General features: G+C 52.0%; 24 protein-coding genes. 8 read left to right on the forward strand and 16 right to left on the reverse strand.

Going from position 1 to position 21703, the window contains the following annotated elements:
• Window positions 1-316: 316 nt before the first annotated feature.
• From ACT3UM_RS22550 to ACT3UM_RS22585, 8 genes are all read right to left on the reverse strand, one after another.
• Window positions 317-1609, reverse strand: coding sequence for an ISL3 family transposase (locus ACT3UM_RS22550; protein ID WP_498902284.1), 1293 nt, complete (start codon window positions 1607-1609; stop codon window positions 317-319).
• A gap of 8 nt (window positions 1610-1617) precedes the next feature.
• Window positions 1618-2661 (reverse strand): DNA adenine methylase, encoded by a 1044-nt coding sequence (locus ACT3UM_RS22555; protein ID WP_498902285.1) that lies wholly within the window; start codon window positions 2659-2661, stop codon window positions 1618-1620.
• Window positions 2662-3120: 459 nt separating this feature from the next.
• Complete coding sequence (locus tag ACT3UM_RS22560) at window positions 3121-3684, reverse strand: manganese efflux pump MntP (RefSeq protein WP_008958508.1); 564 nt, start codon at window positions 3682-3684, stop codon at window positions 3121-3123.
• Between the two features lie 257 nt (window positions 3685-3941).
• A complete protein-coding gene (locus ACT3UM_RS22565) occupies window positions 3942-4310 on the reverse strand; it encodes a hypothetical protein (protein ID WP_498902286.1) in 369 nt (122 codons plus the stop codon).
• A 75-nt stretch (window positions 4311-4385) separates the two neighbouring features.
• Entirely contained in the window at window positions 4386-6053 is a 1668-nt protein-coding gene (locus ACT3UM_RS22570) for a phosphoethanolamine transferase (RefSeq protein ID WP_144815837.1), read from the reverse strand.
• A 24-nt stretch (window positions 6054-6077) separates the two neighbouring features.
• A complete protein-coding gene (locus tag ACT3UM_RS22575) occupies window positions 6078-6764 on the reverse strand; it encodes a phosphatase PAP2 family protein (protein WP_008958379.1) in 687 nt (228 codons plus the stop codon).
• A complete protein-coding gene (locus tag ACT3UM_RS22580; protein WP_238528547.1) occupies window positions 6746-7123 on the reverse strand; it encodes a diacylglycerol kinase in 378 nt (125 codons plus the stop codon). The genes ACT3UM_RS22575 and ACT3UM_RS22580 overlap by 19 nt, the downstream gene beginning before the upstream one ends.
• A gap of 74 nt (window positions 7124-7197) precedes the next feature.
• A complete protein-coding gene (locus tag ACT3UM_RS22585; RefSeq protein WP_498902287.1) occupies window positions 7198-8391 on the reverse strand; it encodes a glycosyltransferase family 9 protein in 1194 nt (397 codons plus the stop codon).
• Between the two features lie 292 nt (window positions 8392-8683).
• Between ACT3UM_RS22585 and ACT3UM_RS22590 the strand changes: the two genes are divergently transcribed.
• Together ACT3UM_RS22590 and ACT3UM_RS22595 are read left to right on the forward strand one after the other, a co-directional pair.
• Entirely contained in the window at window positions 8684-9346 is a 663-nt protein-coding gene (locus ACT3UM_RS22590; protein ID WP_445532711.1) for a response regulator, read from the forward strand.
• Window positions 9343-10734, forward strand: coding sequence for an ATP-binding protein (locus tag ACT3UM_RS22595; protein WP_498902288.1), 1392 nt, complete (start codon window positions 9343-9345; stop codon window positions 10732-10734). The genes ACT3UM_RS22590 and ACT3UM_RS22595 overlap by 4 nt, the downstream gene beginning before the upstream one ends.
• 179 nt (window positions 10735-10913) lie before the next feature.
• Here the strand turns inward: ACT3UM_RS22595 and ACT3UM_RS22600 are convergent, their stop codons facing one another.
• Both ACT3UM_RS22600 and ACT3UM_RS22605 read right to left on the reverse strand, forming a co-directional pair.
• Window positions 10914-12284: an MFS transporter gene (locus tag ACT3UM_RS22600; protein ID WP_498902289.1), complete on the reverse strand. Its 1371-nt coding sequence runs from the start codon at window positions 12282-12284 to the stop codon at window positions 10914-10916.
• Between the two features lie 35 nt (window positions 12285-12319).
• Complete coding sequence (locus tag ACT3UM_RS22605) at window positions 12320-12595, reverse strand: metal-sensing transcriptional repressor (protein ID WP_008958373.1); 276 nt, start codon at window positions 12593-12595, stop codon at window positions 12320-12322.
• A 128-nt stretch (window positions 12596-12723) separates the two neighbouring features.
• Here ACT3UM_RS22605 and ACT3UM_RS22610 point away from each other — a divergent pair, with 128 nt between their 5' ends.
• Genes ACT3UM_RS22610 through ACT3UM_RS22620 form a run of 3 tightly spaced genes read left to right on the forward strand, consistent with a single transcriptional unit; the run spans window position 12724 to window position 14668 of the window.
• The gene (locus tag ACT3UM_RS22610) at window positions 12724-13089 is read left to right on the forward strand and encodes a hypothetical protein (RefSeq protein ID WP_290675171.1); all 366 of its coding nucleotides are present in this window, start codon (window positions 12724-12726) and stop codon (window positions 13087-13089) included.
• A 55-nt stretch (window positions 13090-13144) separates the two neighbouring features.
• Window positions 13145-13879: a HupE/UreJ family protein gene (locus ACT3UM_RS22615; RefSeq protein WP_008958371.1), complete on the forward strand. Its 735-nt coding sequence runs from the start codon at window positions 13145-13147 to the stop codon at window positions 13877-13879.
• 15 nt (window positions 13880-13894) lie between these two features.
• Complete coding sequence (locus ACT3UM_RS22620; RefSeq protein ID WP_498902290.1) at window positions 13895-14668, forward strand: hypothetical protein; 774 nt, start codon at window positions 13895-13897, stop codon at window positions 14666-14668.
• A gap of 130 nt (window positions 14669-14798) precedes the next feature.
• Here ACT3UM_RS22620 and ACT3UM_RS22625 read toward each other — a convergent pair whose 3' ends face one another.
• Entirely contained in the window at window positions 14799-15125 is a 327-nt protein-coding gene (locus ACT3UM_RS22625) for a hypothetical protein (protein WP_498902291.1), read from the reverse strand.
• Window positions 15126-15227: 102 nt separating this feature from the next.
• On the opposite strand from ACT3UM_RS22625, the gene tnpA reads away from it, so the two are divergent.
• From tnpA to tnpC, 3 genes are all read left to right on the forward strand, one after another.
• A complete protein-coding gene (gene tnpA, locus ACT3UM_RS22630) occupies window positions 15228-15596 on the forward strand; it encodes an IS66-like element accessory protein TnpA (RefSeq protein WP_008958368.1) in 369 nt (122 codons plus the stop codon).
• Window positions 15593-15928, forward strand: coding sequence for an IS66 family insertion sequence element accessory protein TnpB (tnpB, locus tag ACT3UM_RS22635; protein ID WP_008958367.1), 336 nt, complete (start codon window positions 15593-15595; stop codon window positions 15926-15928). The genes tnpA and tnpB overlap by 4 nt, the downstream gene beginning before the upstream one ends.
• Window positions 15929-16021: 93 nt before the next feature.
• Entirely contained in the window at window positions 16022-17572 is a 1551-nt protein-coding gene (tnpC, locus tag ACT3UM_RS22640; protein WP_498902292.1) for an IS66 family transposase, read from the forward strand.
• 273 nt (window positions 17573-17845) lie between these two features.
• Here tnpC and ACT3UM_RS22645 read toward each other — a convergent pair whose 3' ends face one another.
• The 5 genes from ACT3UM_RS22645 to ACT3UM_RS22665 form a co-directional block, all read right to left on the reverse strand.
• On the reverse strand, window positions 17846-18169 hold the full coding sequence (locus ACT3UM_RS22645) for a TniB family NTP-binding protein (protein ID WP_498902293.1): 324 nt from the start codon (window positions 18167-18169) through the stop codon (window positions 17846-17848).
• Window positions 18166-20094 (reverse strand): transposase, encoded by a 1929-nt coding sequence (locus tag ACT3UM_RS22650; protein WP_498902294.1) that lies wholly within the window; start codon window positions 20092-20094, stop codon window positions 18166-18168. Before ACT3UM_RS22650 ends, ACT3UM_RS22645 begins: the two co-directional genes overlap by 4 nt.
• Complete coding sequence (locus ACT3UM_RS22655; protein ID WP_233974136.1) at window positions 20087-20767, reverse strand: TnsA endonuclease N-terminal domain-containing protein; 681 nt, start codon at window positions 20765-20767, stop codon at window positions 20087-20089. Before ACT3UM_RS22655 ends, ACT3UM_RS22650 begins: the two co-directional genes overlap by 8 nt.
• Window positions 20768-20887: 120 nt before the next feature.
• Window positions 20888-21163, reverse strand: coding sequence for a hypothetical protein (locus ACT3UM_RS22660; RefSeq protein ID WP_008958362.1), 276 nt, complete (start codon window positions 21161-21163; stop codon window positions 20888-20890).
• Window positions 21153-21482: a DUF5983 family protein gene (locus ACT3UM_RS22665; protein ID WP_008958361.1), complete on the reverse strand. Its 330-nt coding sequence runs from the start codon at window positions 21480-21482 to the stop codon at window positions 21153-21155. Before ACT3UM_RS22665 ends, ACT3UM_RS22660 begins: the two co-directional genes overlap by 11 nt.
• Window positions 21483-21703: the final 221 nt, after the last annotated feature.

Genomic DNA, 21703 nt, shown 5'->3' on the forward strand with positions numbered 1-21703 from the left:
TTACCCCTTGCTAGCCGAAGCCAATTGGCAAACGCATCTGTCATTGCCACCGTCTGAACTTAGCCCTGTCAGGTTCACAGAATAGCGGCATAGAAGTGGGAAAGTATCGGGTAGGTTTATAAAGGGTTGTTTTTTGCCTTCATCTCAGCGGTCGTGACATTCATGCAAGGAGCCCATTGAGCGCTGACATGCAGGTTGAGAAAAGCAGTCCTCCTGCCAATAAGGTGGGGAAGACTCATTTCGACTTGTGTTTTTTATGGGTATACGGATTTAATGGTTGATGGGGCGTTTTCACCCCACCAACCTGATGCCACCCTCAGATGGTTGATAGATCGACCCCGTAGTTGAGTTCCCCTGCGAAGTCTGGCAGTCCATAACCGATGGTTTTCTTGTAGAACGGAGAGACCTTCGCAGTCGGGGCCTTCTTCTTGTGTTTGGTGGTGTAGAGCATTCGTGCCCGCATCACCTCGAAGGAGTAACCACGTCCTTCACGGTTTTTGTCCTTGGCTAATCGGTTGATAGACTCCGTGTAAGCGTTGGTGACAGGCATATCCGTCTCGAAGTAGGTCATGATCTCTTCGCGCCAGTTGCCTACAGCCCTGACCAGATCACTCCAGACTTCCTTCTGTCCCTTGGGGATAGTGTCTATCCATTCGTCCAGGGCGGCCTCTGCCTGTACCCGTGTGGAGGCGTCCCAAATATCGTAGAAACGCTCCTTGTGTTCGTATGCGGCTCGCATCTGCGGGAATGCACCCGTCCATGTTTCCATGATTAACCACTCCCGGTCCGAGACTTCGTGAGCGCGTTTCAGCAGGATTTTCCGGTCTCCCTTGAGGGTTCGGCTTTGGGCGGGTTTCAGATCCTTTCTGAGACCCTTGCGAACCTTCTCCAAGGCATCGTTGGCCATGCGCACCACATGGAACTTATCGACCACAATGCGAGCCTGTGGCAGAACGGACTTGACCGCTGCCCGGTAGGGGTTCCACATGTCCATGCTGACGATCTCGACCTTCTGTCGGTCTTTCAGCTTCATCAGGTAGTTGGTAACCACATCCTGTCGTCGTGTGGACAGCAGGTCGAGCAGGGTTCGCTCCTCGATGTTGGTCAGAATGCAGCGGTAGCGCTTGTTCAGGTACAGCTCGTCGATACCCAAAATGCGGGGTGTCTCGAAGCGGTGCCATCGCCCCAGGAACTCGGCGCGGGCGTTGAAGATGTCGCGCACCGTCTTCTCGTCCAGACCAGTCTGTGCCGCCACGAAGGTGTAGGGGTGATTGAAAGATTCCTTCTCCACGTATTCATGCAAACGCAACGTCATGCGGAAACCGTCCACCATCTCCGGTAGCTGGGGCCTGAAGGTGGTCTTGCAGGCCCGGCAGGTGTACCGGCGTCTGACTACCCAGAGGGTGACCCGCTTGCCGTGGATGGGCAGATCACGATAGGGAACATCACGCTTGCCGAACCGCACGAACTCACCCTGCACTCCGCATTCTTCGCAGGCAATGGGATCGGGCGCGCCCACTTGGAAGTGCATTTCGTCGTCGGTGGTTTTGCAGCCCAGCACCTCATACTCTGGCAAATGTATGCTGTTACTTTCTTGTAAATCGTTCATTCAATATCCTAAAAAAGGTGTCCGTAATGCCTGGTGATATGTTCTCGACTGATCCCTGTCATCCGAGACACCTCCACTTTTGTCACTTTTTTCTTCATGCGTTTCAGGCTGTAAATCGCTTCTTTTATAGCGGACTCGGACTGTTCCCGCCTGTGTCGGTGAACCCTCAAGGCCGCCTTTTGGCGGTTTGTCAGGTCTGAATCATTCTCAATATCCTGATATGTGGGAATATCTTTTTTATTCAAGCAGTTGGGAGACACCCAAAGGCATTCCGTCCTCTTTGTTCGAGTTTTGCTTGTGCTGGCGTATGTCTCTATATCTACTCGATTCCATCCCGCATTTTCTAACGGAAGGTAAACAGGTGTTTTATACCCCGACAAAACAAACATCCCGCTAGACGACAGCAGCAGATCGACAAGCGCATGATGATCCTCAATGGTCATTTCATTCTCATACTGACCATTAATTCTAGTGTCTGGCACATACGGGGGATCGAGATAGAACAGGGTTCCAGGTCTGTCATATCGAGGGATTAAATCAGTGAAGCACAGGTTTTCAATCTGAACTTTTCGCATCCTCGCTTGCACATTGGGAAGACGCTCTATGCCCGCATGAAACTTGCGAACGCTGGCACTGTATCCACCTGCCGGAGCGTCAACGCAGTATGACCACTGCTTAGCTAAGCCCCCGTGAGACTGGCGTTGCACAACGATCATGAGCCTTGCAAGCTCAATTTCATCATATTCATTATCAATAGATGCAACTGCTGACTTGAACTCATCTCTGCTGTACGGGGTTAGTTCGAGTCTGCGAACCAGCTCTTGAGTTTTTCGCTTGTCGGATAGCACATTAAACAGACTGGTCATCTTTCTGTTCAGATCGTTATATACCTCAACTTTGCTTGGTTTTTTGCCAAGCAGGACGGCTCCACTTCCACCAAACACATCGACATACGTCTGATGCTCTGGAAAATGCTTAACGATCTCCTTAACCAGCCTGCTTTTACTTCCGAACCACGTAACAGGCGGCGGTACTGGATCATATTGCTTCATTCTCACCCCTAAATAACCATATATCACACAGATAGATATTATGTGATATATGATCTTGACGCAACAAAACAACCAGCTTTTCCGTTGAGAAAGTAAAATCTGTGAATGAACGCCAAAGTAGAGATCAACCAGATATTCCGGTTACCCTTTTTTATAAAGTGCATTTTTAGATTATTCGGTACGTCTCACTTAGCTATGCTGCCGTCCTTCAAAACCTTAAATTGACACCATGATTGGACATGTATCATCCCAAAGTCAGCTGGTCACTATCCAGGAAGGCCTATAAGTTCAAGTGCCCTAACCCTAAAAAGGAAAATGTCCCTTGCGAAGCTTCTGTGATGAAATTCTTCAGTAAAGTAGGCATCACTCGTGGTGATTTACCCAAATAGCCCTCTTTCCCAGAGGGTTGCTACGCATATTGCTTTAATACTGTCTCTGAATGACATAGATCAGTAAAGATTAATTAAAAAAGGCAGTATGCTCGGCTAACACTCCAAGTCCAATACCAATTAAAACGATCCCACCGATCAGCTCAGCCCAATGGCTAACGTATTTGCCAAGCTGGTGACCCAACAAGGTGCCAATTGATGCCATGACAGTAGTGGCTAAACCAATAGCTAAGCTGGTAGCGATGATATTAGCATCAATAAAGGCGAGGCTTGCACCAACGGCCATGGCATCAATACTCGTAGCAATAGCCGTTAATATCAATAACCATAGTGTTTGCTTTTCTTGGGCTATTTTGTCTTCTTTGCATAGGCCCGAATACACCATATGTAAACCAATAACCACTAAGATCGAGAACGCAACCCAGTGATCCCAAGCCTGCACAAAGCGCTGCGATGCTACCCCGGCCAACCAGCCCAGCAGGGGTGTTATGGTCTCGATAGTACCAAATATCAACCCAATGCTGATGGCGTGCCGAAACGAGGGTTTTTGTAGCTCAGCGCCTTTGCTGATGGAAGCAGCGAAGGCGTCTGCCGACATGGAAAAGGCCAAAATCAATATGGTGGCAAATGTCATGACATGGTGTCTCTGGCTGAAAATCCGACGCTCTAAATCAAGTCACCCAAAATGCCTGCTATACTTGAGTAAATCAGTCGGGTATTAAAAGACTTCCAACATTATCATTTCCGGCTAGATAAACAAGTCAAAACGCAAAAAAAGAAGTTCGCCTTGTATAAGACACTTAGCATAGGCTAATCATGTTTCCTAAAACTTCACTTTTTCCCTGACTGCATTAATAAGTGAATAATATCTCAAATATTATATATTAAATTTTAACCCAATAAATATAATATTATTAACGTTCCAACTCCTGCAGCTCCTAACGCGTCGAGCGTATCTATGAACTCATTTTCTGCCATTTTCAATACACTGAAAGAATAACAGCGACCAAGTAACTGTGATATACCATTTGACGTTACACTTAATACAGCGATAGTGATTTCGATGTTTTCTATTCCCGTTAACCATAGCAGAGTCGTTAGTAAAGCAATCAAAACAACGCTGACTTTAAAGGAAAGCCATTTAGCAGAATGATTAGAGGTACTGGCACCGCCTACCAAGCCCCCTGCTGCTGCCTTTTTTTTGGGTAGCAGCTGTCTCCAAAATCCTTGCTTGGAGTCCAATAGATGCGATAAAACCATGTGCATACACCAGAATAGTTGAGCAGAATGGAGAGCAGCTTGCCATGGAATACTTAACGATCACTTAAGCATTCATTAATTGGCGAGGCTCCGGCACGGTTGGCTAATATCTTCTGCCTGCTGATATACGTCCGTTGCTACGCCAAGCAACCCCAGCACGCTGTGAAATAAGTTATCGTGGGAAGCGGCTTGATCTGAGACTTGGCGTAAGCACTCCGTATCGAGTCCTCGCTGCTTTGAAAATGAGTTGGAAAGCCACCAAACCATAGGCACATGGGTCTGTTCATCGGGAGCAATGGCATAGGGAATGCCGTGCAAATATAGGCCATTTTCACCCAGTGATTCACCATGATCAGAGAGATAGATCATCGCAGTTGCGTAGTCATCCTGACGCTTTAACGTCTCAATCACCTGATCCAACACAGTGTCGGTATACAGAATGGCATTGTCGTAGCTGTTGGTAATGTCGTCTCTTGAGCACTTGGCTAAATCAGCGGTGGTGCAAGCGGGAACAAAACGTTCGTAGTCATCAGGGTAGCGTTGGTAATAGCTGGGGCCATGGTTGCCTAGCTGATGCAGCACAACAACCTGATCAACGGAGGTACCGCTAATTTGCTTGGTCAAGGCTTGAACCAGTGCTTCATCCAAGCATCGCCCTTCCTGACACAAAGACGCATACTCCTCTGGCGAGAGCGCTTTTGTCGTCACTCCGTCGCAGACACCTTTACAGCCTGACTGGTTATCAAGCCAGGTGGCCTCTAACCCGGCGTGGGCTAATACGTCCAGCAAGGATTCATGTTGCTGAGCATACAATTTTTCGTAATCGGCACGCCCTGGTAATGAAAACATGCAGGGTAATGAGACTGCTGTGCTTGTACCGCATGAGGAAACATCTGAAAAATTGATAACGTCAGGCTGCAGGGCAAGTTTAGGTGTGGTTTGGCGTTCATAACCATTTAACCCCCAATTCGCCGCCCGTACCGTTTCGCCCACCACGATGACGAGAAGTGTGGGTTTGTCACCCGCTTGTGAATTGATACGGGCGTCCTCACCCACCGGGGAACGCACCGTATTCGCGGAAGCGTGTTGGCTCGAAAGGGCCTGCGCCATCGAAACAATATAATTACCTGGGGTCACCAAGTAGCGTAGCTCTTTATTGTTGCGCATGAGTGACGACACTTCTTGGTAAGATAAGAAAATTGCTAACAGCAATATAGCAGTGCTGGCAAGGCAATAAGCCGAACGACGCAACACTGCCTTCTTCCAGGTTGACGGTGTGATTTTAACGCGCCAAATTATGATGGTTGGCAAACAGAAAAAGATGACTAAATGAATCAGTAATCCGGGTGTAAAAAGCTCTTGTGCCTCGTTAGTATCCGTTTGAAGCACGTTGTCTAACATTGAAGTATCAAAATAGGTGCCGTAATAGCTAGTGAAGTAACTGACGAAGGCGGCAATCAGAAAAAGCAAGGTTAATAATGGCTTCACCAACATTCGAAAAGCAAGGCTCACGAAGACCAAATAGTTAAGGCAGGTCATCACCAAAAACATATTGGCAAAAGTTAGCCACGTCTGGACGGCAAGAGGGTCATAGCCAGCAAAGGCTTGTTGCCAAAAAGAGACATTGTAAAAAACACTGAATATGACAACGGCCCATAAGACAAGCTGCTCCGTGCTTAATGTGGGGCGATAATGCCAAGCGGTGCCAACAACTTTTGAAGGCCATGATAGCAAAGGACGCATCGAAAGGCTCTCTGAATGAAAAGATTAATGAACGCTGGGGTGTAATAAGAATCTTGAAAGGACAAAGCTTACGGTCCAACAAATCATGACGGTCCAGAGGTCGTGGGAGAGAAAGTGCGCCCCGCGGAACTGTTGAGTGATCCCAAACGTAAGGCCAAGCCCTAAACCCAGCGAAAGCCCTGCCCATCGCCAATGGGGCCGTATGGCGGCAAAAAAGAAGTAGAGGGCTACCCACGTATATCCTGCGCTGGCATGCCCGGCGGGAAAGCAGGCGGATGCTGGCATTGAGGAAGGCCGTGTATTGAGCAAGCCAATAAAGTCTCGTTCACCACCATAGCGAACTAAATCCCAAGGGCATTCCATGTTCACAAGTTGTTTAAGCGTTGCGACAAGCAGCGTAGAAAGAAGCGTTGCGGAAAAAAGATATAAAAGCGGCGTGCGATACGCTTTAAAACGAGTTACCACGGTGCTTAGTATCAAAAGGAGGAGTGTGACTAAACCCATCGCTAAGCTTAGCCATTTACCGCCTGTGTGAAGAACATCTTGGGTAATCAAGGTATCTTTCCACGCCCAGGCATTACCTTGAAAGCGATATATAACGTCAGTTATCGTAAAATCTATGTTTAAAATACTGAAGACCGACATGGCGATTAGAAATAAAAGCCATACGGATGCTAGGGATTTGAGAACATTTAGTAGAGCAGCACGCATAGCCACACACCCATCATCATAAAAAGGGTCATCATGACGGCGGCAGCCCCCATGTCTTTAGCACGCCCGCTAAGTTCGTTATGTTCTAGTCCAATACGGTCAATGGTGCATTCGATGGCGGAGTTAATGAGTTCCACTATCACTACAAGGGTGAGTGAAGAAAACAGCAATGCTTTTTCTACGGAAGTGGCATTAACAAAAAATATAAAAGGGTAAAGGACGAGGCATAGTATCACCTCTTGTCTAAATGCAGACTCATTTATCCAGCAAGCTTTTAAACCCGATACTGCATTAATAGAAGCGCGGAAGATGCGTTTGACACCCGTGCCATTAGGTTTTGACGTCGTTGAAATAGGCAAGACAGTACTCTCGATAACGTAACAGTAGGGTCACTGTAAAGCGCAAAACTTAACGAACAGTTATGCGCTTTAATTCAGTAGCTAGAATGCAAAGGGGCAGCGCTGGGTGGTGTTCTAACCCGCTGTGTTGGTTGGTTTGTTGCCGAGGCCAGTTGAACGGGAGCGGTTGCGTTTTGTCCGTCAAGATTAGCGCTGATAGCGTCTATTACCGTGCTGATCTCTGGGCGCCACAGAATAGTGTCATAGGCTTCTCGTGGTACGAAGGCGAGTGATTTTTTCTGGCGTACTAGGGAAATGGTGGCGACATCGAGTGCTGCCGCTAAGTGCATAGGCCCGGAGTCTGGTGTCACGAGTAACCGCGCTCGCCCTAGAACAGCGGCAAAGTGACGAATAGGAAGCGGCGGGCATAAGCTACCATACAGTGATGACATCAAGCGCTGCTCAATAGGGGCTAGAAGCCTAAACTCCTCCGGTCCAAGGAAAACGACATAACGTATTTTGCAGGCTTCCATGGCATCGATGAGCATTAGCCAAAATGCCAACGGCCAACGTTTGTTTTGATGCCCGCCTACGAAGATCGCAATAAAGTCTGTATCTGATGAGTGGTCGCTATGCAGACTGAATAGCTGTCGTATCTTCGTGATGGCTTGATAGCGTTCCTGATCCGTTAGCTGGAGCAGTGGCCGATTATGGCAAGCAACACCGAGCGGGCGTGTCAAATTGACGATGGCATCATAGGCATGTGATGACTTACCTTCCGCCTCAATGTTGTACCAGCGCTGGTGACCTTTACCTGAACCCATGCTGTACCGTGCTCCTATTAACCGGGTCACGATAAAGCCGCTCGTTGAACCTCCGCTCACTTGTACCGCTAGATCATAGCGTTGTGCCCGTAAGCGTCGTAATAGCGTCACGCACTGCCAGGGACGGAGAATGGCGGTTCTCGACAGTAAATGAAAATGATCAACAGGACGTTGCTGCAACAGTGGCCATGTTTTATCAGTCGCTAGATAATCTATGCGTGCGGAAGGAAAACGGTCACGAAAAGCATCGATGACAGGAGTGCTGATTAGCGCGTTGCCCAGACGAAAATTGGGGCGAATAATGAGGATTTTTTCTATTCCAACAAGGCTGTCAATGGTTTCTGGTGCAGGCGCTTTGACGATATACCGTATACCTCCGAGTAAAAATCGCTTCATTCTTTTTTCTAAAAAACGGGCCATTATTTTTAAATAATAGTTTGTTCTAATCAGTGTTAGTAAGTGCATACTCTGGCGCTCTATTCAGTTAATAGAAAATGACCTGCCCGCGGTAGCGACAGGGCAGATTCAAAATGACCGCCAGTGAAGGCGCTGCTTTGGCTTTGCCCATGGCGAAAGAGGCAGCTTGAGCCTAAGTAACTTAAAGAAGAGTTAAGCTGCGTAAAAGGTTTGCAAAAAAGGGTGGCTGACTTACAGGTTGAATTCAGAGGTGTATGCGTTGTGGGGGATACGTTGCCGTATTTAAGAAAAGCTTAAGTTTTAGTGGCGAAGATAGCGGTTTGTAGATTGGGGGAGCAGCATGCGTGCACTGCTAATAGAAGATGATCCCTTGCTTGGGGATGGCATTAAAACGGCGCTGGAACGCGAGGGGTACACGGTCGATTGGTTTATGCTTGGCCGCGAGGCAATCAGCGCTATCGAAAGCGAGACATTCAGTGTGATTATTTTGGATCTTGGCCTGCCTGATATGGACGGCATGCAGGTACTGCATTTACTCCGTCAGCAATCCACTCTACCTATTTTGATTTTGACGGCCCGCGACGCAATGGAAGACCGTATTGGCGGTTTAGATGCGGGGGCGGATGACTATGTGCTCAAGCCTTTTAACTTGAAGGAGTTACTTGCCCGTTTGCGTGTCGTCATGCGACGCGCTGAGGGGCGCGCTTCGCAAGTATTGACACTGGGAGCGCTGAGTATTGATGAGGCGCGTCATGCGGTGAGTTGGCGGGGCAAAGACGTAAAGTTGGGTCGACGCGAGTATGCTCTATTGTTAGAGCTAGCCAGGCACCCCGACAGAGTGCTGTCTCGTCCCCGTTTGGAAAATCTGCTTTACGGTTGGGGCGAAGAGGTCGAGTCCAATGCGGTGGAGGTTCACATTCATCATCTGCGTAAAAAGCTTGAAAAGCATCTGATTATTAACGTGCGCGGGATTGGCTACCGGTTGGATAGTCAAGCACAATGATATCGATACGGCGTTATCTACTCCGCACGCTGGCCATAGCCCTGGTTGTTGCGGGGGGCGTCGCGTTTACCGCGGCCTACTTAATCACAGATCATGAGTTAGAAGAAATTCTTGATACACAGCTCAGTCTGCATAGCCGGATTGTGGCTGGCCAACTCGATCCAAACGCGACCATTGACGACTATGCTCGCCTGGCTTCTCGGATGGGCCTTCCAGAACATCCGGCTCAGCTATATCGCGACGGGAACACAGTGCCTGTCAGCAGTCCTGAATCAGATCCCAAGCTTTACCACGAGGAAGAGCTTAAATTAGTCCTTGGTTTTTGGAATGCCGATGGCTCACCTAGGCTGCTAGGGGGCACATGGAATGATGCAGGCCCTTTCCCCGCCCCTTTAGAGGAGGGTTTTCGCTGGGAAAGCTACGATGGGCATCGCTGGCGGGTTTTCAGCATGTTCGATATTGCCAGCGATACCTGGATCAGCATGGGGCTACGCGGTTCGTTTCATGATGAAGTGGTGGAGCGCATCACCTGGAACAATTTATTGCCGATGCTCTTTTTGCTACCACTCCTCCTTTGGCTGATGAACCGTATTATCCGGCGAGGTACCGCGCCCATCCAAGCGCTTTCCAGCCAGGTGCAGGGCCGCTCCGCCCACGATCTGCGTCAAATCGATAATCTTGTTCCTCAAGAGCTTAATGAATTACGCCAATCGCTAAACGACTTTATCGCCCGGTTGAAAGAAACATTAGAACGCGAGCGGCGCTTCACTGCAGATGCGGCCCATGAATTACGCACGCCCTTGGCAGCGCTGAGAATCCACTTAGATAATGCGCAGGCAGGGGGAGAGCAATCATTACAAAAGGCTTATGTCGGGGTTGAGCGGCTTCAGCGGGTGGTAGAACAACTGCTTATTTTGGCTCGATTGGATCAAGGGGCCACAACCTCACCGGCCACTATCGATCTCTATCCGATTATTGCTGAACTGGTAGCTGAGCTGTGGTCACTCGCTGAAGAGCGAAACCAGCACTTGAGGCTAACAGGCTTAACCCAGCTGGAGATTCGCGCCGACGAAGTCGAGGTGGGTATTCTCTTTCGTAACCTCCTGGATAACGCCTTGCGCTATACGTCAGAAGGCGGTCAAGTGGAGGTAGAGTTAGCGTTTTGGGAAGGGTTGCCTCGGCTCACGGTGAGAGACACTGGCCCCGGACTCCCCGAGGCACTTTTGGATAAAGTCACTGAACGCTTTAGGCGCGCGTCTGGCCAGGGCACCACCGGCAGCGGATTGGGTTTGTCGATTGTCTCGGAGTTGGCCCAGCGCCAAAACGCACGCCTTACGCTTAGTAATCGCACGCCCAACGGTCTAGTGGTCAGTGTGACGTGGGGGTAACACCACACCAGCAGCAAGATAGCTGAGTCATTGGCTGGCCACTGCCAGGGATCGCCGATACGTTCAAGCAAGGAAAATGTTCTCTGCGAAGCTTCTGGGGTGAATGCCTTCAGTAAAATAGGCATCACCCGTGGTAATTTAACCTAATAGGCATCTATTAACTTGTCAGCCTTAATGTGTCACAAAGGCCATCGTGTATGGTGGTTATCAATGACAAATATGTGCCGATGCACATTTCTGGGATGACCGTGGGGATGGCGATGAGGTTCCGGCCCTTCCCACCCTTCATGCTCGTGTTGATGGTGTTCATCGTGATAGTGAAGATGACTATGACGAATAGGCGAGTGCTCATGCGCAATCTCTATTGGATCTCGACGAGGCCAAGCAAACGCAGCAAGCCCCGTCGCCGTTAAAGCCACGGTTCCGAGCATTGCGAATGTTCCTGCCATTCCCATATTCAGCCCTATCCACCCTGCCAACGGGTAGGTGATCAACCAGCAACCGTGTGACAAAGAGAATTGGGCAGCAAATAGCGCTGGACGATCCTCCGCCTGGCAAGAACGCTTGAGCAAGCGCCCTGTAGGGGTCATGACCATCGAAGCGCCTGCCCCCAGTAGCAACCATAGCCCGACAAGTCCCGCAAACGATGGGCCTAGCCAGCCTAAGTAGAGACTGAGCGCCATGATAACGCCACCCAACAGCATGACTGGTCGTTCAGGCAATCGATCCAGTACCTTGGGTAGCAATAAAGCCACCAGCATGGAGCCCCCACCTGCGGCCGCAAAGGCCAAAGCTACTTCTTTCTCGCCAAGCCCCAACATAGAGCGAACAAGCACTACCGTATTGACGATCTGCATCGCTCCGGCGGCTGAGACCGCCAAGTTCAACGCCAACAAGCCGCGCAAACGAGGTGTTTTTAGATAAATCCGTATGCCGTAAGAAACGCGACGCCAAACGCCGGGAATATCCTCTAGCGGTTGTGACGCAGGCAACAGCACCGATATAACCAGTGAGGCAGAGATCACGAACGCCAGGGCGTTGAGTACAAACAGGACATCAAAGCTCATCACCATCAGCAATGTCGCTGCTACCATCGGGCTAAGCAGATTCTCTAAATCGTAGGCAAGGCGTGACAGGGATAATGCTCGCGTGTATTGCTCTTCGTCTTCTAGGATGTCTGGTATTGTCGCCTGGAAAACGGGCGTGAAGCCTGCTGAGCAAGCATTGAGTAGAAAGATCAGCACATAGATTTGCCACACTTCTGTAACGAAAGGCAGTGCGCAAACCACGGCTGCTCGCAGCAAGTCGAGGCTAACCAACAACATGCGTCGAGGTAGGCGTGAGGCGTAAGCACCCACCAGTGGCGCAATGCCCACGTAGGCAACCATCTTAATCGCCAGCGCTGTGCCTAGTACGACACCCGCCTGCCCCCCAGCAAGATCATGAGCCAGTAACGCTAGGGCAACGGTGGTCAGACCGGTACCAATCAGTGCAATGACCTGAGCGAAAAAGAGATGGCGATAGACGCGATGGGCGAGTACATCGAGCATAGAACGTTCCTCACGAGAGGGGAGCTTAGATGCATTTACAGGTAGCGGGCAATGGCCTTGAACTCTTCAGCCCGCGCCCGCTGTGTTTGATCCTGAGCGCCCAAGGCATCCTCTAGGCAGTGATCGATATGATCTAAAACCAAGGCACGTTTGGCCTGTTGAATAGCCTTCTCAACCGCATGGAGCTGCTGGGCAATGTCTAGACAGTGGCGACCATCCTCTATCATCTGCGTCACACTCGAAAGATGCCCCCGAGCCCGGTTCAAGCGCTTGATGATGTCAGGATGTGACTGGTGCGTATGTATTGTCATTTTCTTTCCCTTATTCTATTCCTATCCCCCTGGAGGGGATGGTAATCTATTATTGCTACGCGGCGCTACGGCGTAAGCAAACTGTTATCTACCTTTTTTATCATCAATTTTTGTCCTGGTTGCTTCAAATGCTCAATCGGCTGCGTCACCGCCTTGGCTATCTGACCCTGCTACTGCTGTTTTTGCCTAGCCTGATGCTTACCAGTGTGGGCGAAGCGAGTGCGCATGGCGCAATGAGCCTGGTTGGCGTTGAGTCATCTCACCAGGAGAGTGTGCAGAAGGGCCATGGGCATGCCCATGGGCATAAGCACGATGACGGTCGACATCTTTCTCATGAGAGCGGCAGTCACTTCCACGAACAAGCGGATCGCTTGGGGGCGGGCCTTGTCATCGCTCCGAACGTCCGTCATGCCCTGCGGCTAGGCGAACGGCGCGGTTTACCCCTGCGTCGCGCCTACCGATTGGAGCGACCACCACGGCCAGTTGTCGCTTGATAACTGGGGCCATCCTTCGGGTGGCCAATACTAATGTCAGACCCGTGGAGGTTACATGTTTCCATCCCAAGTAAGGGGTGTGCTCGGCTTGCCTATGATGGCCCGACGCCACGCCTTAGCCTTTCTAACTCTGCTGTTAATGCTACTGGGAGCCAGTGGCGAAGCGCTTGCTCACGCGGTGGCTGAAGGTGACAAGGGCTACATCCAAGAGATCTATGGCGTTAATCTGATCTCGTTTATGTATCTCGGTGCCAAGCACATGGTAACGGGGTATGACCATATCCTGTTTTTGCTAGGGGTCATCTTTTTCCTCTACCGAATGCAGCATATCGCTATTTACGTCAGCCTCTTTGCCATCGGTCACTCGACGACCATGCTGCTCGGGGTGTACTTCAATATCGGCATCAATAGCTACCTAATTGATGCCATCATCGGGCTCTCCATTGTCTATAAGGCGCTCGATAACATCGGCGCATATCAGCGCTGGTTCGGCTTTCAGCCCAACACCAAGGTCGCCACGTTGGTGTTCGGTCTGTTTCATGGCTTTGGCCTGTCGAGCAAGATCATTGAGTACGATATCTCACCCGATGGTCTCGTCCCTAATCTCCTGGCATTCAACGTAGGCGTAGAGATCGGCCAGCTACTGGCATTGAGCGCCATTCTCATTGTGATGGGCTTCTGGCGACGCACTACTGGCTTCTTACGTCATGCGTATACCGCCAACGTCGCCATGATGTGTGCTGGTTTTATGCTGGTGGGTTATCAACTGACCGGCTATTTCATTGCCTAATTGAAGGAGTTACCGATGTATAACACTGACCTTCCAACCCGTGCCGAGCTGCCGTCAACGGGTAAGTTACTGCGCTCTACGTTGATGGCAGCCGTTATTGCCGCCGCCTTGCTGATCAGCGTCGTGCTGCCTGCTGAGTATGCCGTTGACCCCACCGGCGCTGGGCGCTTGTTGGGACTGACTGAGATGGGAGAAATCAAGACCCAGTTGGCTGAGGAAGCCGAGCTCGACCAAGCCAATGATCAAGCCAGTGCCCAACAGGCTTCTGAACCCACTGCACCTCAAGAGGCCGTTAGTGATAGCCAACCTTCGACCGCAACCGCTAGTGCTGCACCGACTTCAGACGTAGAGAGGGAGCAAGTAGCCGCTTCGTTACCAGAAGACCAAAAGATGGAGCAGACTGAAGCAAACGTAGCGCTTGCTGACGCTCCAGCCGCTGAGGAGACATCTACCCAGGCAACTGAAGAAACTGCGGCATGGGGTGATGAGGTGACTTTTACACTCGCGCCAGGTGAAGGTACCGAGTATAAGCTAACGATGGACGAAGGTGCTGTCGCGACATTCGCTTGGATGTCCGACGGTGGGCCACTTAATTTCGATACCCACGGCGATGGCAATGGAAACTCAATCAGCTACGAGAAGGGGCGTGGCGTACCTGAGGATGAGGGAGAGCTTGAAGCTGCTTTCACTGGCAACCACGGCTGGTTCTTCCGTAACCGCAATGACAACGACGTGACCGTGGTCTTGCGTGTTGGGGGAGACTACGGGGAGCTGAAGAAAATGCTTTGATCTCTCCCTCGAATCACCCCGGCCAACAGGCCGGGGTGGTACATCCATAACGCACCTAACGACAAACACCAGGGTTTACACTTAAGTGCGCTTTGGTGCTTGCTAACGTATCAAGCAGGCGCATGCGCCCTCATGCAATAGGCAGCCAGTAGCTCACACCCTCCAAGCTAACCCGAACCCCGTCTCCTGAATGCTCTATGGTCTGCTGACGAAGTGCTTTTTTAGATACTTTCTTGTCATGAAAGTACTCCATGGCTGTGACGATCCACCGATCCCTCCACTCTTCCTCTTTATCAACGCACTTAGCCATTTGCATCATGGTGTGAGCCAACTTTTCTTTTCGCCGTTTTCTTGCTCGCTTCTCATCCACTTTAGGAGCCAGTGTGGTGGTATGTTGACGATTTAAGAAATTGGTAAACCCCGTCACCGAGGCTGCTTGTCCGGGCACCGCACTCAAGTAACTGTCTACATCACCGTATCCGGCCGGTGAACACACCTTCCGCTGAGACCCGACTTCGATGACGGTAGGTGTCCACCTATTCCTTAGTGGACACCTATTATGAGTGAGTTAAGCGTATTGGAGGCGCCTCGAAAGCGTCGCCGCTTTACAGCCGAGTTCAAGGCCGGCGTCGTCGAAGCGTGCCAACAACCTGGTGCCTCAGTGGCTGGCATCGCGTTGGAGCATGCTCTGAACACCAATCTGGTCCATAAGTGGATCCGTGAGGCTCGTCGCTCGGCGCCGGTAAGTGAACCCCCGGCATTTGTCCCGTTGCCGATGGCAAGCACCGCAACGCTGGCCTCGACCCCGCTTCGGGAAGCCGAGCGTATTCGACTTTCACTGCCGAGCCCCAAAGGCACGGTGACCATCGAATGGCCATTGTCCGATGCGCAGGGGTGTCGGGCGCTGCTTCGGGATCTGCTGTCATGATGCGTATCGACGAGATCTGGCTGGCCACCGAACCATTGGACATGCGCGCTGGTCCCGACACGGCCCTGGCCAGGGTGGTGAAGGTGTTCGGCGCCGCCCGGCCACACTGCGCCTATCTGTTCGCCAATCGCCCCGGTAACCGCATGAAGGTGTTGATCCACGATGGCCTGGGCATCTGGCTGTGCGCCCGGCGTCTGAACCAGGGCAAGTTTCATAGGGCCGGCAACGGGCACGGTGATCGCGTCGAGCTCTCTCCCGAACAGGTGACAGCGCTGGTACAAGGTCTGCCCTGGCAGCGCATTGGGGCCGCCGGCGTGATCTCGGTGGTCTAAGGCGCACCTGCCACGAACGGCACAAAACGCCGTGGCGGGGTATTCGATGATAGGCCCATCCCCTTTTCCTCAGGCCGCTGGCATACTCACCCGATGAACGCGCCATCCGACCTGTCTCAGCTCTCTCCCGATCAGCTCCGCCACCTGGCGGCATCGCTGATGTCGCAGGTCGAGCAGCAGGGACAGGCATTGGCGCAGAGCCAGAAAACACTGCGTCACACTGAGCAGGTCAACCAGAAGCTGACCTATGAACTGGCACTGCTCAAGCGTCATGCCTTCGGCAAGCGCAGCGAACAGCTCAACGTCCTGCAAATCAGCCTGCTGGACGAGGGGGTGGATGCCGACATCGCGGCCATCGAGACCGAGTTGGAAGACCTGGCCACCCCCGACACGCCGCCAGCGACCAAGAAGACGCCTACGCGCACCCCCTTGCCCCCTGAGTTGCCGCGCACCGAGATCCATCATGATCCGGAGAGCGAGCACTGTGAGTGTGGCTGCCAACGGCGGCGAATTGGCGAGGAGGTCAGCGAGAAACTCGATTACACGCCGGGCGTGTTCCACGTCGAACGCCATATCCGCGGCAAATGGGTCTGTGACCAGTGCGAAACACTGGTCCAGGCGCCGATGCCGGCACAGATCATTGACAAGGGCATCCCCACCGCCGGCCTGCTGGCTCAGGTGCTGATTGCCAAATATGCCGATCATCTACCGCTCTATCGCCAGGAGCAGATCTTTGGCCGCGCCGGCGTACCGATTCCGCGCTCCACCCTGGCGGAGTGGGTCGGTATCTGCGGCGTACGGCTTCAGCCACTGATCGATGCCTTACGCAACCTGCTGCTTAATGAGCCGGTACTGCATGCCGACGAGACCCCGGTGCCGATGTTGGCGCCGGGGAAGAAGAAAACCCACCGGGCCTACCTCTGGGCCTATGCCACCACGCCCTATGCCGAGTTGAAGGCGGTCGTCTACGACTTCAGCGAGGGGCGCGGCGGTCAGCATGCTCGCGACTTTCTTGGCGACTGGCGAGGCAAGCTGATCTGCGACGACTACAGCGGCTACAAGCAGAGCTTTGCCAAGGGCGTGACCGAGATCGGCTGCATGGCCCACGCACGACGCAAGTTCGTCGACTTGCACGTGGCCGACAAGAGCCAGATCGCCGGGCAGGCCATCGCGCTAATCGGCCAGCTCTACCAGGTGGAGCGCGAGACACAATCGCTCACCGTGGAAGAGCGTCAACGATTGCGGGAGACACGCGCAAGGCCCCTCGTCGACGCGCTGTACCGCTGGATGTTGGCGCATCGCGAGAAGGTCCCGAACGGCTCGGCGACGGCCAAGGCACTAGATTACAGTCTGAAGCGTTGGGCAGCGCTAACGCGCTACCTCGACGACGGTGGACTACCCATTGACAATAATCGGGTAGAAAACCTGATTCGCCCTTGGACGCTCGGACGTTCGAACTGGCTATTCGCCGGGTCACTGCGCAGTGGCCAGCGCGCGGCCAACGTTATGAGCCTGATCCAGTGCGCTAAGCTCAATGGCCATGATCCTTACGCCTACCTTCGAGACGTTCTGGAGCGATTGCCGACCCACAAGGCCAGCCAACTTTACGAACTCCTACCGCAAAACTGGCAAAAAACCGCCTGATAACACGCCCGCGGTGATCGGCGGACGCTTACACATCACCCTGGTTAGGTAGACGCTGTCCCTCTCGGTCAGTATTGAGCAACAATGCGGCTGCCGCGCTTAGTGCAAGTCGTGCGGAGGTGTGGGATGTTTTGCCCGCCTGTATACAGGTTTCCAATTGCAGCCAATAGGCTTGCAGCACTTGGTCTGATAATGAAGCGGACGGCATAGAACTGAGACATGCTTGAATACGTCTTTTCTCAGAGTCGATCTTCTTTGCTTGGTTATCCGGCTCTACAGACTTTTCTCATCGGCACTCGGTGGGGCTTGAGTGACGATCACGGGTTTCACAGGTTCTACGTCTTCATTCACGTAGCCCTCACCGTACTGTTTACGAAACCGTTGAACGATGGTTGTCTTTCCGTTGTTGGAGTCACCCACGAGCAAAAGGTTAGGCATACGAGGGCGACTAGGCTTCTCCATCAGCCCACGCATGACCTCAATGACACGATTAGCCAATGGATACCCCAACCATCGCGGTTGATCCATAAACTCCATTCGCTCTTTAGCGGACAGCCCCAAGACATGACGAAGATCAGGATGAAGGTGTGTGCTCATGCTATGTCCCAATTCACATCGATATCACCCGATAAGAGACCATCTCCCTGAGCGGGTGACTCTTGGGGGGGCGCGGTTGAGGGCGCATGTAAAAGGGGATCTGCAGGTGTCACCTTCTTCTCATGCTCTTTACGTCGTTGTGCCTGACGGCGACTTCGCTTAGTGCGTGCTTGCGACTCCTCCACATGGGTTCGCAGTTCACTAATAGCGCGTAGGATTTCAGACTCGTTCACCGAGCTCCTGCCTTCCTGGCGAAGGCGCGCCTTCGCCTGTGCATACTCCCAAACGCTCATTGAGGGAAGGGCAAGATTGGCAAAGGGAATGCGAAAATAGTGGCCGAGTTCTGGGTCTTTGAACCAAATGACACTAATGTCGCGAGGGTCGCGTCGGAATACAAAAGTACGTTTCTTGTTTGGCGTGTCTGGATCTTTAGCATTGATCCATGGCCTTAGCGCCTCGTCGTAATAGTTCATGCCATCGATGGTCACACCAAAGGTCTGGATCGTGCGCTGAAAGCTGGGCAAAAAATCGAGCAATACAGAAAGTCTATCAGCAGGCCGTGGTGCTAAGCCCACTCCCTGCACGTCAGCATTGCCAAACACACCGATTTCCCATTTCCTCATCGGTGACATACCAATTCCAGAATGAAGACGCTGGTGGTAAACCTTACAAATCAACGTCACCAGCCACTCTTCAAACTCGCTTTTCGTCATAGCTGCGTGTTTCTCTGGATCGTACCCCTCTTTCTCTTTAATGGAGGAAAAGGTCGTCCCAGGCAGGTTATGGATCTCCTTGAGAAGAGAGCCCAGCAACCGCTCGATGTGACCACCGTAACGAGGCTGCTTAACAGGCCGAAATTCAAGGTTGATCCCATAGGCTAGGCATGAGCGCCGAAACGTCTCTGAGCGAAAATCTGGGCCGTTATCGACATGAATCGTGGCGGGAGTGCCCCATACCGGCCACTTTGCCTCCACGTTATGCAGCAGCAACCATTCATCTTTAGGCAGCATTGATTGAGCCACGCACAAGCCGACGGATGTTTCAGAGGGTGGGTCGAACGATAAGTAATAGCCCGTGACTACGCGAGTGCACACGTCCATTGCCAGCGTGATCCATGGTCGACCAATCGGTTTGCGATGCACGTCATCCACCAAAATAATATCGGCAGGCGTGTGGTCAATCTGCATGACCGCTAGCGGATAGTCCGCATTGGGAAATTTTCCAGCCGCCGGCTGAAACTTATTAATCGCTTTGTCTCTAAAGCCATGGCCACGCAATCGGTCACGCTCCGGGATATCACGCAGACGAGCACGAACGGTACCAGGGCTCGGCGGGTCAATGCGCCGTTCATGGCAGCGCCGCATCACTTCCTGTACCGCTTTTTGCGCGGAGGGACGCTGCAGCGTCAGGTACACGTCTTTGATGACTTCCTGAATTACCGCTTCGGCATGCGCGGGGATACGCGACTTACCCTTCTTCCATCCTGGCTTTTGAGGAATCAATGCAAGCACCGAGCCCGTCGCTTTATACCGCTTCAACCAACGGTAGATCGTGGCTGTATCCACACCCGTTTGTTTAGCACGCTCTTCCGCTGCATCTCGCCCTACGGTATGACGATCCACCAAGGGCTTAATGATGGAAAGGCGATGCTCAGCCTCCCGCCAATCGGCATCCCCAATCTCAGACATATCCTGCTCAAGGGGAGCAGGCCCGTTATGAAAAGGCGTTAATTCACTGATGCGAAGCGGACAACTACGCCCGGAGTCAACGGCAATACCAATGACCGTCTCAAAATCGAGCACCTGAGAAATACGGTAAACGGTGCCATCTTTCTGAACTTGCTCACCCACCGTGATCTGCAAGTGTTGGCGTGTTTGGGCGACGCCGCTACTGGGTTCAGCTGTGTTGTCACGATGATTATTCATAATCGGGTACCCACACCTCTGATAGAGGGCTAAAGGATTGAGCCATATCGCAATCTAGCTGCCGGGTCGCCAGCAGATGCCATAAATGCGCAATTCCCTCTGCCCGGTAAATGTCACCCATGAAGTGCCGAGACAGCAGGTAATCCAAGGTCGCCACCCCCATCTCCCTCACCGTGTTGAGCACTGCCTGGCTTTCAACAGAGGGAAACACCATTCGTTTGTAACGCGCCAAGAAAGTGATGTTGTCCAGGGTCTTATCACGAATGCGGCTTTCATCATGAATACGAAACGCCCAGCCCTCGTTGTTGGCATGCCGTATAGCCGCCTTCCATTTAGGCGACCATTCGCGCCAATGTGCTTGCCACTTTTCCCGTGGTTTGACCTCCACCAGAAGAGGTTTCGGGTAGTCCTTGTAATGACGGTTACCGAGACGGTAATAAACCAAATAATCCGGCGTGTAGGTGTAACGCCTACCTGTCACGGGATGATGAAACGGGATCTCGCACGGCTGGGAAATCACACCAAGAACGCTCACATCAAAGTCAGCCTTGATGAGGAAATCACGTTCGAGCGTCGACTCGAACGCAATCGACTCCTCCCCGCGAAAAGCATAGTAGCCAGACACGCTTCGTCGGGTAGGGCCGATGTTACGAACGGATGTAGGCAATGGCATGGGCAGTCGCACCAAATAGTGAATAAAACGCATTCTGTCGCAGCAATTTCTATTAAATCTGTCGCATTCAATCCTGTACAGACTGCCATAATAGCCCGATATTACGCGCTGAGGGTCGCATTAATTGCTGAAAATGACAGCATGCTGGACGCTCTGTAACCCCTGACCGCGAACCATCTCAACCCAGTCCCAATAAGGGAGGGCTGTATCCCCATTCTTGTACTCAAGCAGCCAGTCTTCCCGTGGGTAGAGGGCGTGCTGCGTCTTCTGTTGGGAAATGAGGGGATTCGTTTCGTGTTTGGATTGCTGATCCTGATAGCTTGGCATGGGAATACTCGCTAAATCATTTAAAGCACTGGCGGCTCCAAAGCCGCCAAGGATTGGCTTACCTGCCATAGACCGTCAGACCATCGGTAGGCGTGACATCAGCATCGAACATGAGCCAGCGGACGCCAGTTTTGCGCGCTTCACTGGCCAGACTGTTCAGCACTGGCACATCATTTGAAACTTTGGCTAACGGGTCGTATTCGGCTCCGTCATAGGTATATCCCGCTGAAATTACGAACCACTCCCGGTGCGCATTTGCACCGTTGATTTCGCGCCGTGCTAGGAGCGTTTCCACCGTTTCCACCTCCTCTTGAGGGAGATGGCCAGTGGTCAGAACGATCATGCTTTCAGCTTGGTTGAGCTTCGCGTAAGTCAGCGGGTTAGCCATGGGCTGTCTCTCTCTAAGTGCTTGGGAACGTCCCTCCATTATAGTCCTATATATAGGACTATTCCAGAACGAAAGGCAGTTTTAGACGCCAATATAATGAGTAATTCTGGTGTCATCCCGGATAGGGGGAGGACGGTCACATAGCAGATCGAAGATGCAGTTGGATTGTTTCGCATGCGAAACAAATACGCCGCCATCTAACGAAAATCGGGCAGCAAACC

Origin of the sequence: Halomonas sp. AOP13-D3-9, assembly GCF_052379125.1 — a bacterium.
Taxonomy (GTDB): Bacteria; Pseudomonadota; Gammaproteobacteria; order Pseudomonadales; family Halomonadaceae; genus Vreelandella.

What these genes read in the sequence shown, in the direction of transcription:
- ACT3UM_RS22550 (WP_498902284.1), bottom strand. Translation starts at nt 1,609, where the DNA reads ATGAACGATTTACAAGAAAGTAACAGCATACATTTGCCAGAGTATGAG.
- ACT3UM_RS22555 (WP_498902285.1), bottom strand. Translation starts at nt 2,661, where the DNA reads ATGAAGCAATATGATCCAGTACCGCCGCCTGTTACGTGGTTCGGAAGT.
- ACT3UM_RS22560 (WP_008958508.1), bottom strand. Translation starts at nt 3,684, where the DNA reads ATGACATTTGCCACCATATTGATTTTGGCCTTTTCCATGTCGGCAGAC.
- ACT3UM_RS22565 (WP_498902286.1), bottom strand. Translation starts at nt 4,310, where the DNA reads ATGGTTTTATCGCATCTATTGGACTCCAAGCAAGGATTTTGGAGACAG.
- ACT3UM_RS22570 (WP_144815837.1), bottom strand. Translation starts at nt 6,053, where the DNA reads ATGCGTCCTTTGCTATCATGGCCTTCAAAAGTTGTTGGCACCGCTTGG.
- ACT3UM_RS22575 (WP_008958379.1), bottom strand. Translation starts at nt 6,764, where the DNA reads ATGCGTGCTGCTCTACTAAATGTTCTCAAATCCCTAGCATCCGTATGG.
- ACT3UM_RS22585 (WP_498902287.1), bottom strand. Translation starts at nt 8,391, where the DNA reads ATGCACTTACTAACACTGATTAGAACAAACTATTATTTAAAAATAATG.
- ACT3UM_RS22590 (WP_445532711.1), top strand. Translation starts at nt 8,684, where the DNA reads ATGCGTGCACTGCTAATAGAAGATGATCCCTTGCTTGGGGATGGCATT.
- ACT3UM_RS22595 (WP_498902288.1), top strand. Translation starts at nt 9,343, where the DNA reads ATGATATCGATACGGCGTTATCTACTCCGCACGCTGGCCATAGCCCTG.
- ACT3UM_RS22600 (WP_498902289.1), bottom strand. Translation starts at nt 12,284, where the DNA reads ATGCTCGATGTACTCGCCCATCGCGTCTATCGCCATCTCTTTTTCGCT.
- ACT3UM_RS22605 (WP_008958373.1), bottom strand. Translation starts at nt 12,595, where the DNA reads ATGACAATACATACGCACCAGTCACATCCTGACATCATCAAGCGCTTG.
- ACT3UM_RS22610 (WP_290675171.1), top strand. Translation starts at nt 12,724, where the DNA reads ATGCTCAATCGGCTGCGTCACCGCCTTGGCTATCTGACCCTGCTACTG.
- ACT3UM_RS22615 (WP_008958371.1), top strand. Translation starts at nt 13,145, where the DNA reads ATGTTTCCATCCCAAGTAAGGGGTGTGCTCGGCTTGCCTATGATGGCC.
- ACT3UM_RS22620 (WP_498902290.1), top strand. Translation starts at nt 13,895, where the DNA reads ATGTATAACACTGACCTTCCAACCCGTGCCGAGCTGCCGTCAACGGGT.
- tnpA (WP_008958368.1), top strand. Translation starts at nt 15,228, where the DNA reads ATGAGTGAGTTAAGCGTATTGGAGGCGCCTCGAAAGCGTCGCCGCTTT.
- tnpB (WP_008958367.1), top strand. Translation starts at nt 15,593, where the DNA reads ATGATGCGTATCGACGAGATCTGGCTGGCCACCGAACCATTGGACATG.
- tnpC (WP_498902292.1), top strand. Translation starts at nt 16,022, where the DNA reads ATGAACGCGCCATCCGACCTGTCTCAGCTCTCTCCCGATCAGCTCCGC.
- ACT3UM_RS22645 (WP_498902293.1), bottom strand. Translation starts at nt 18,169, where the DNA reads ATGAGCACACACCTTCATCCTGATCTTCGTCATGTCTTGGGGCTGTCC.
- ACT3UM_RS22650 (WP_498902294.1), bottom strand. Translation starts at nt 20,094, where the DNA reads ATGAATAATCATCGTGACAACACAGCTGAACCCAGTAGCGGCGTCGCC.
- ACT3UM_RS22655 (WP_233974136.1), bottom strand. Translation starts at nt 20,767, where the DNA reads ATGCCATTGCCTACATCCGTTCGTAACATCGGCCCTACCCGACGAAGC.
- ACT3UM_RS22660 (WP_008958362.1), bottom strand. Translation starts at nt 21,163, where the DNA reads ATGGCAGGTAAGCCAATCCTTGGCGGCTTTGGAGCCGCCAGTGCTTTA.
- ACT3UM_RS22665 (WP_008958361.1), bottom strand. Translation starts at nt 21,482, where the DNA reads ATGGCTAACCCGCTGACTTACGCGAAGCTCAACCAAGCTGAAAGCATG.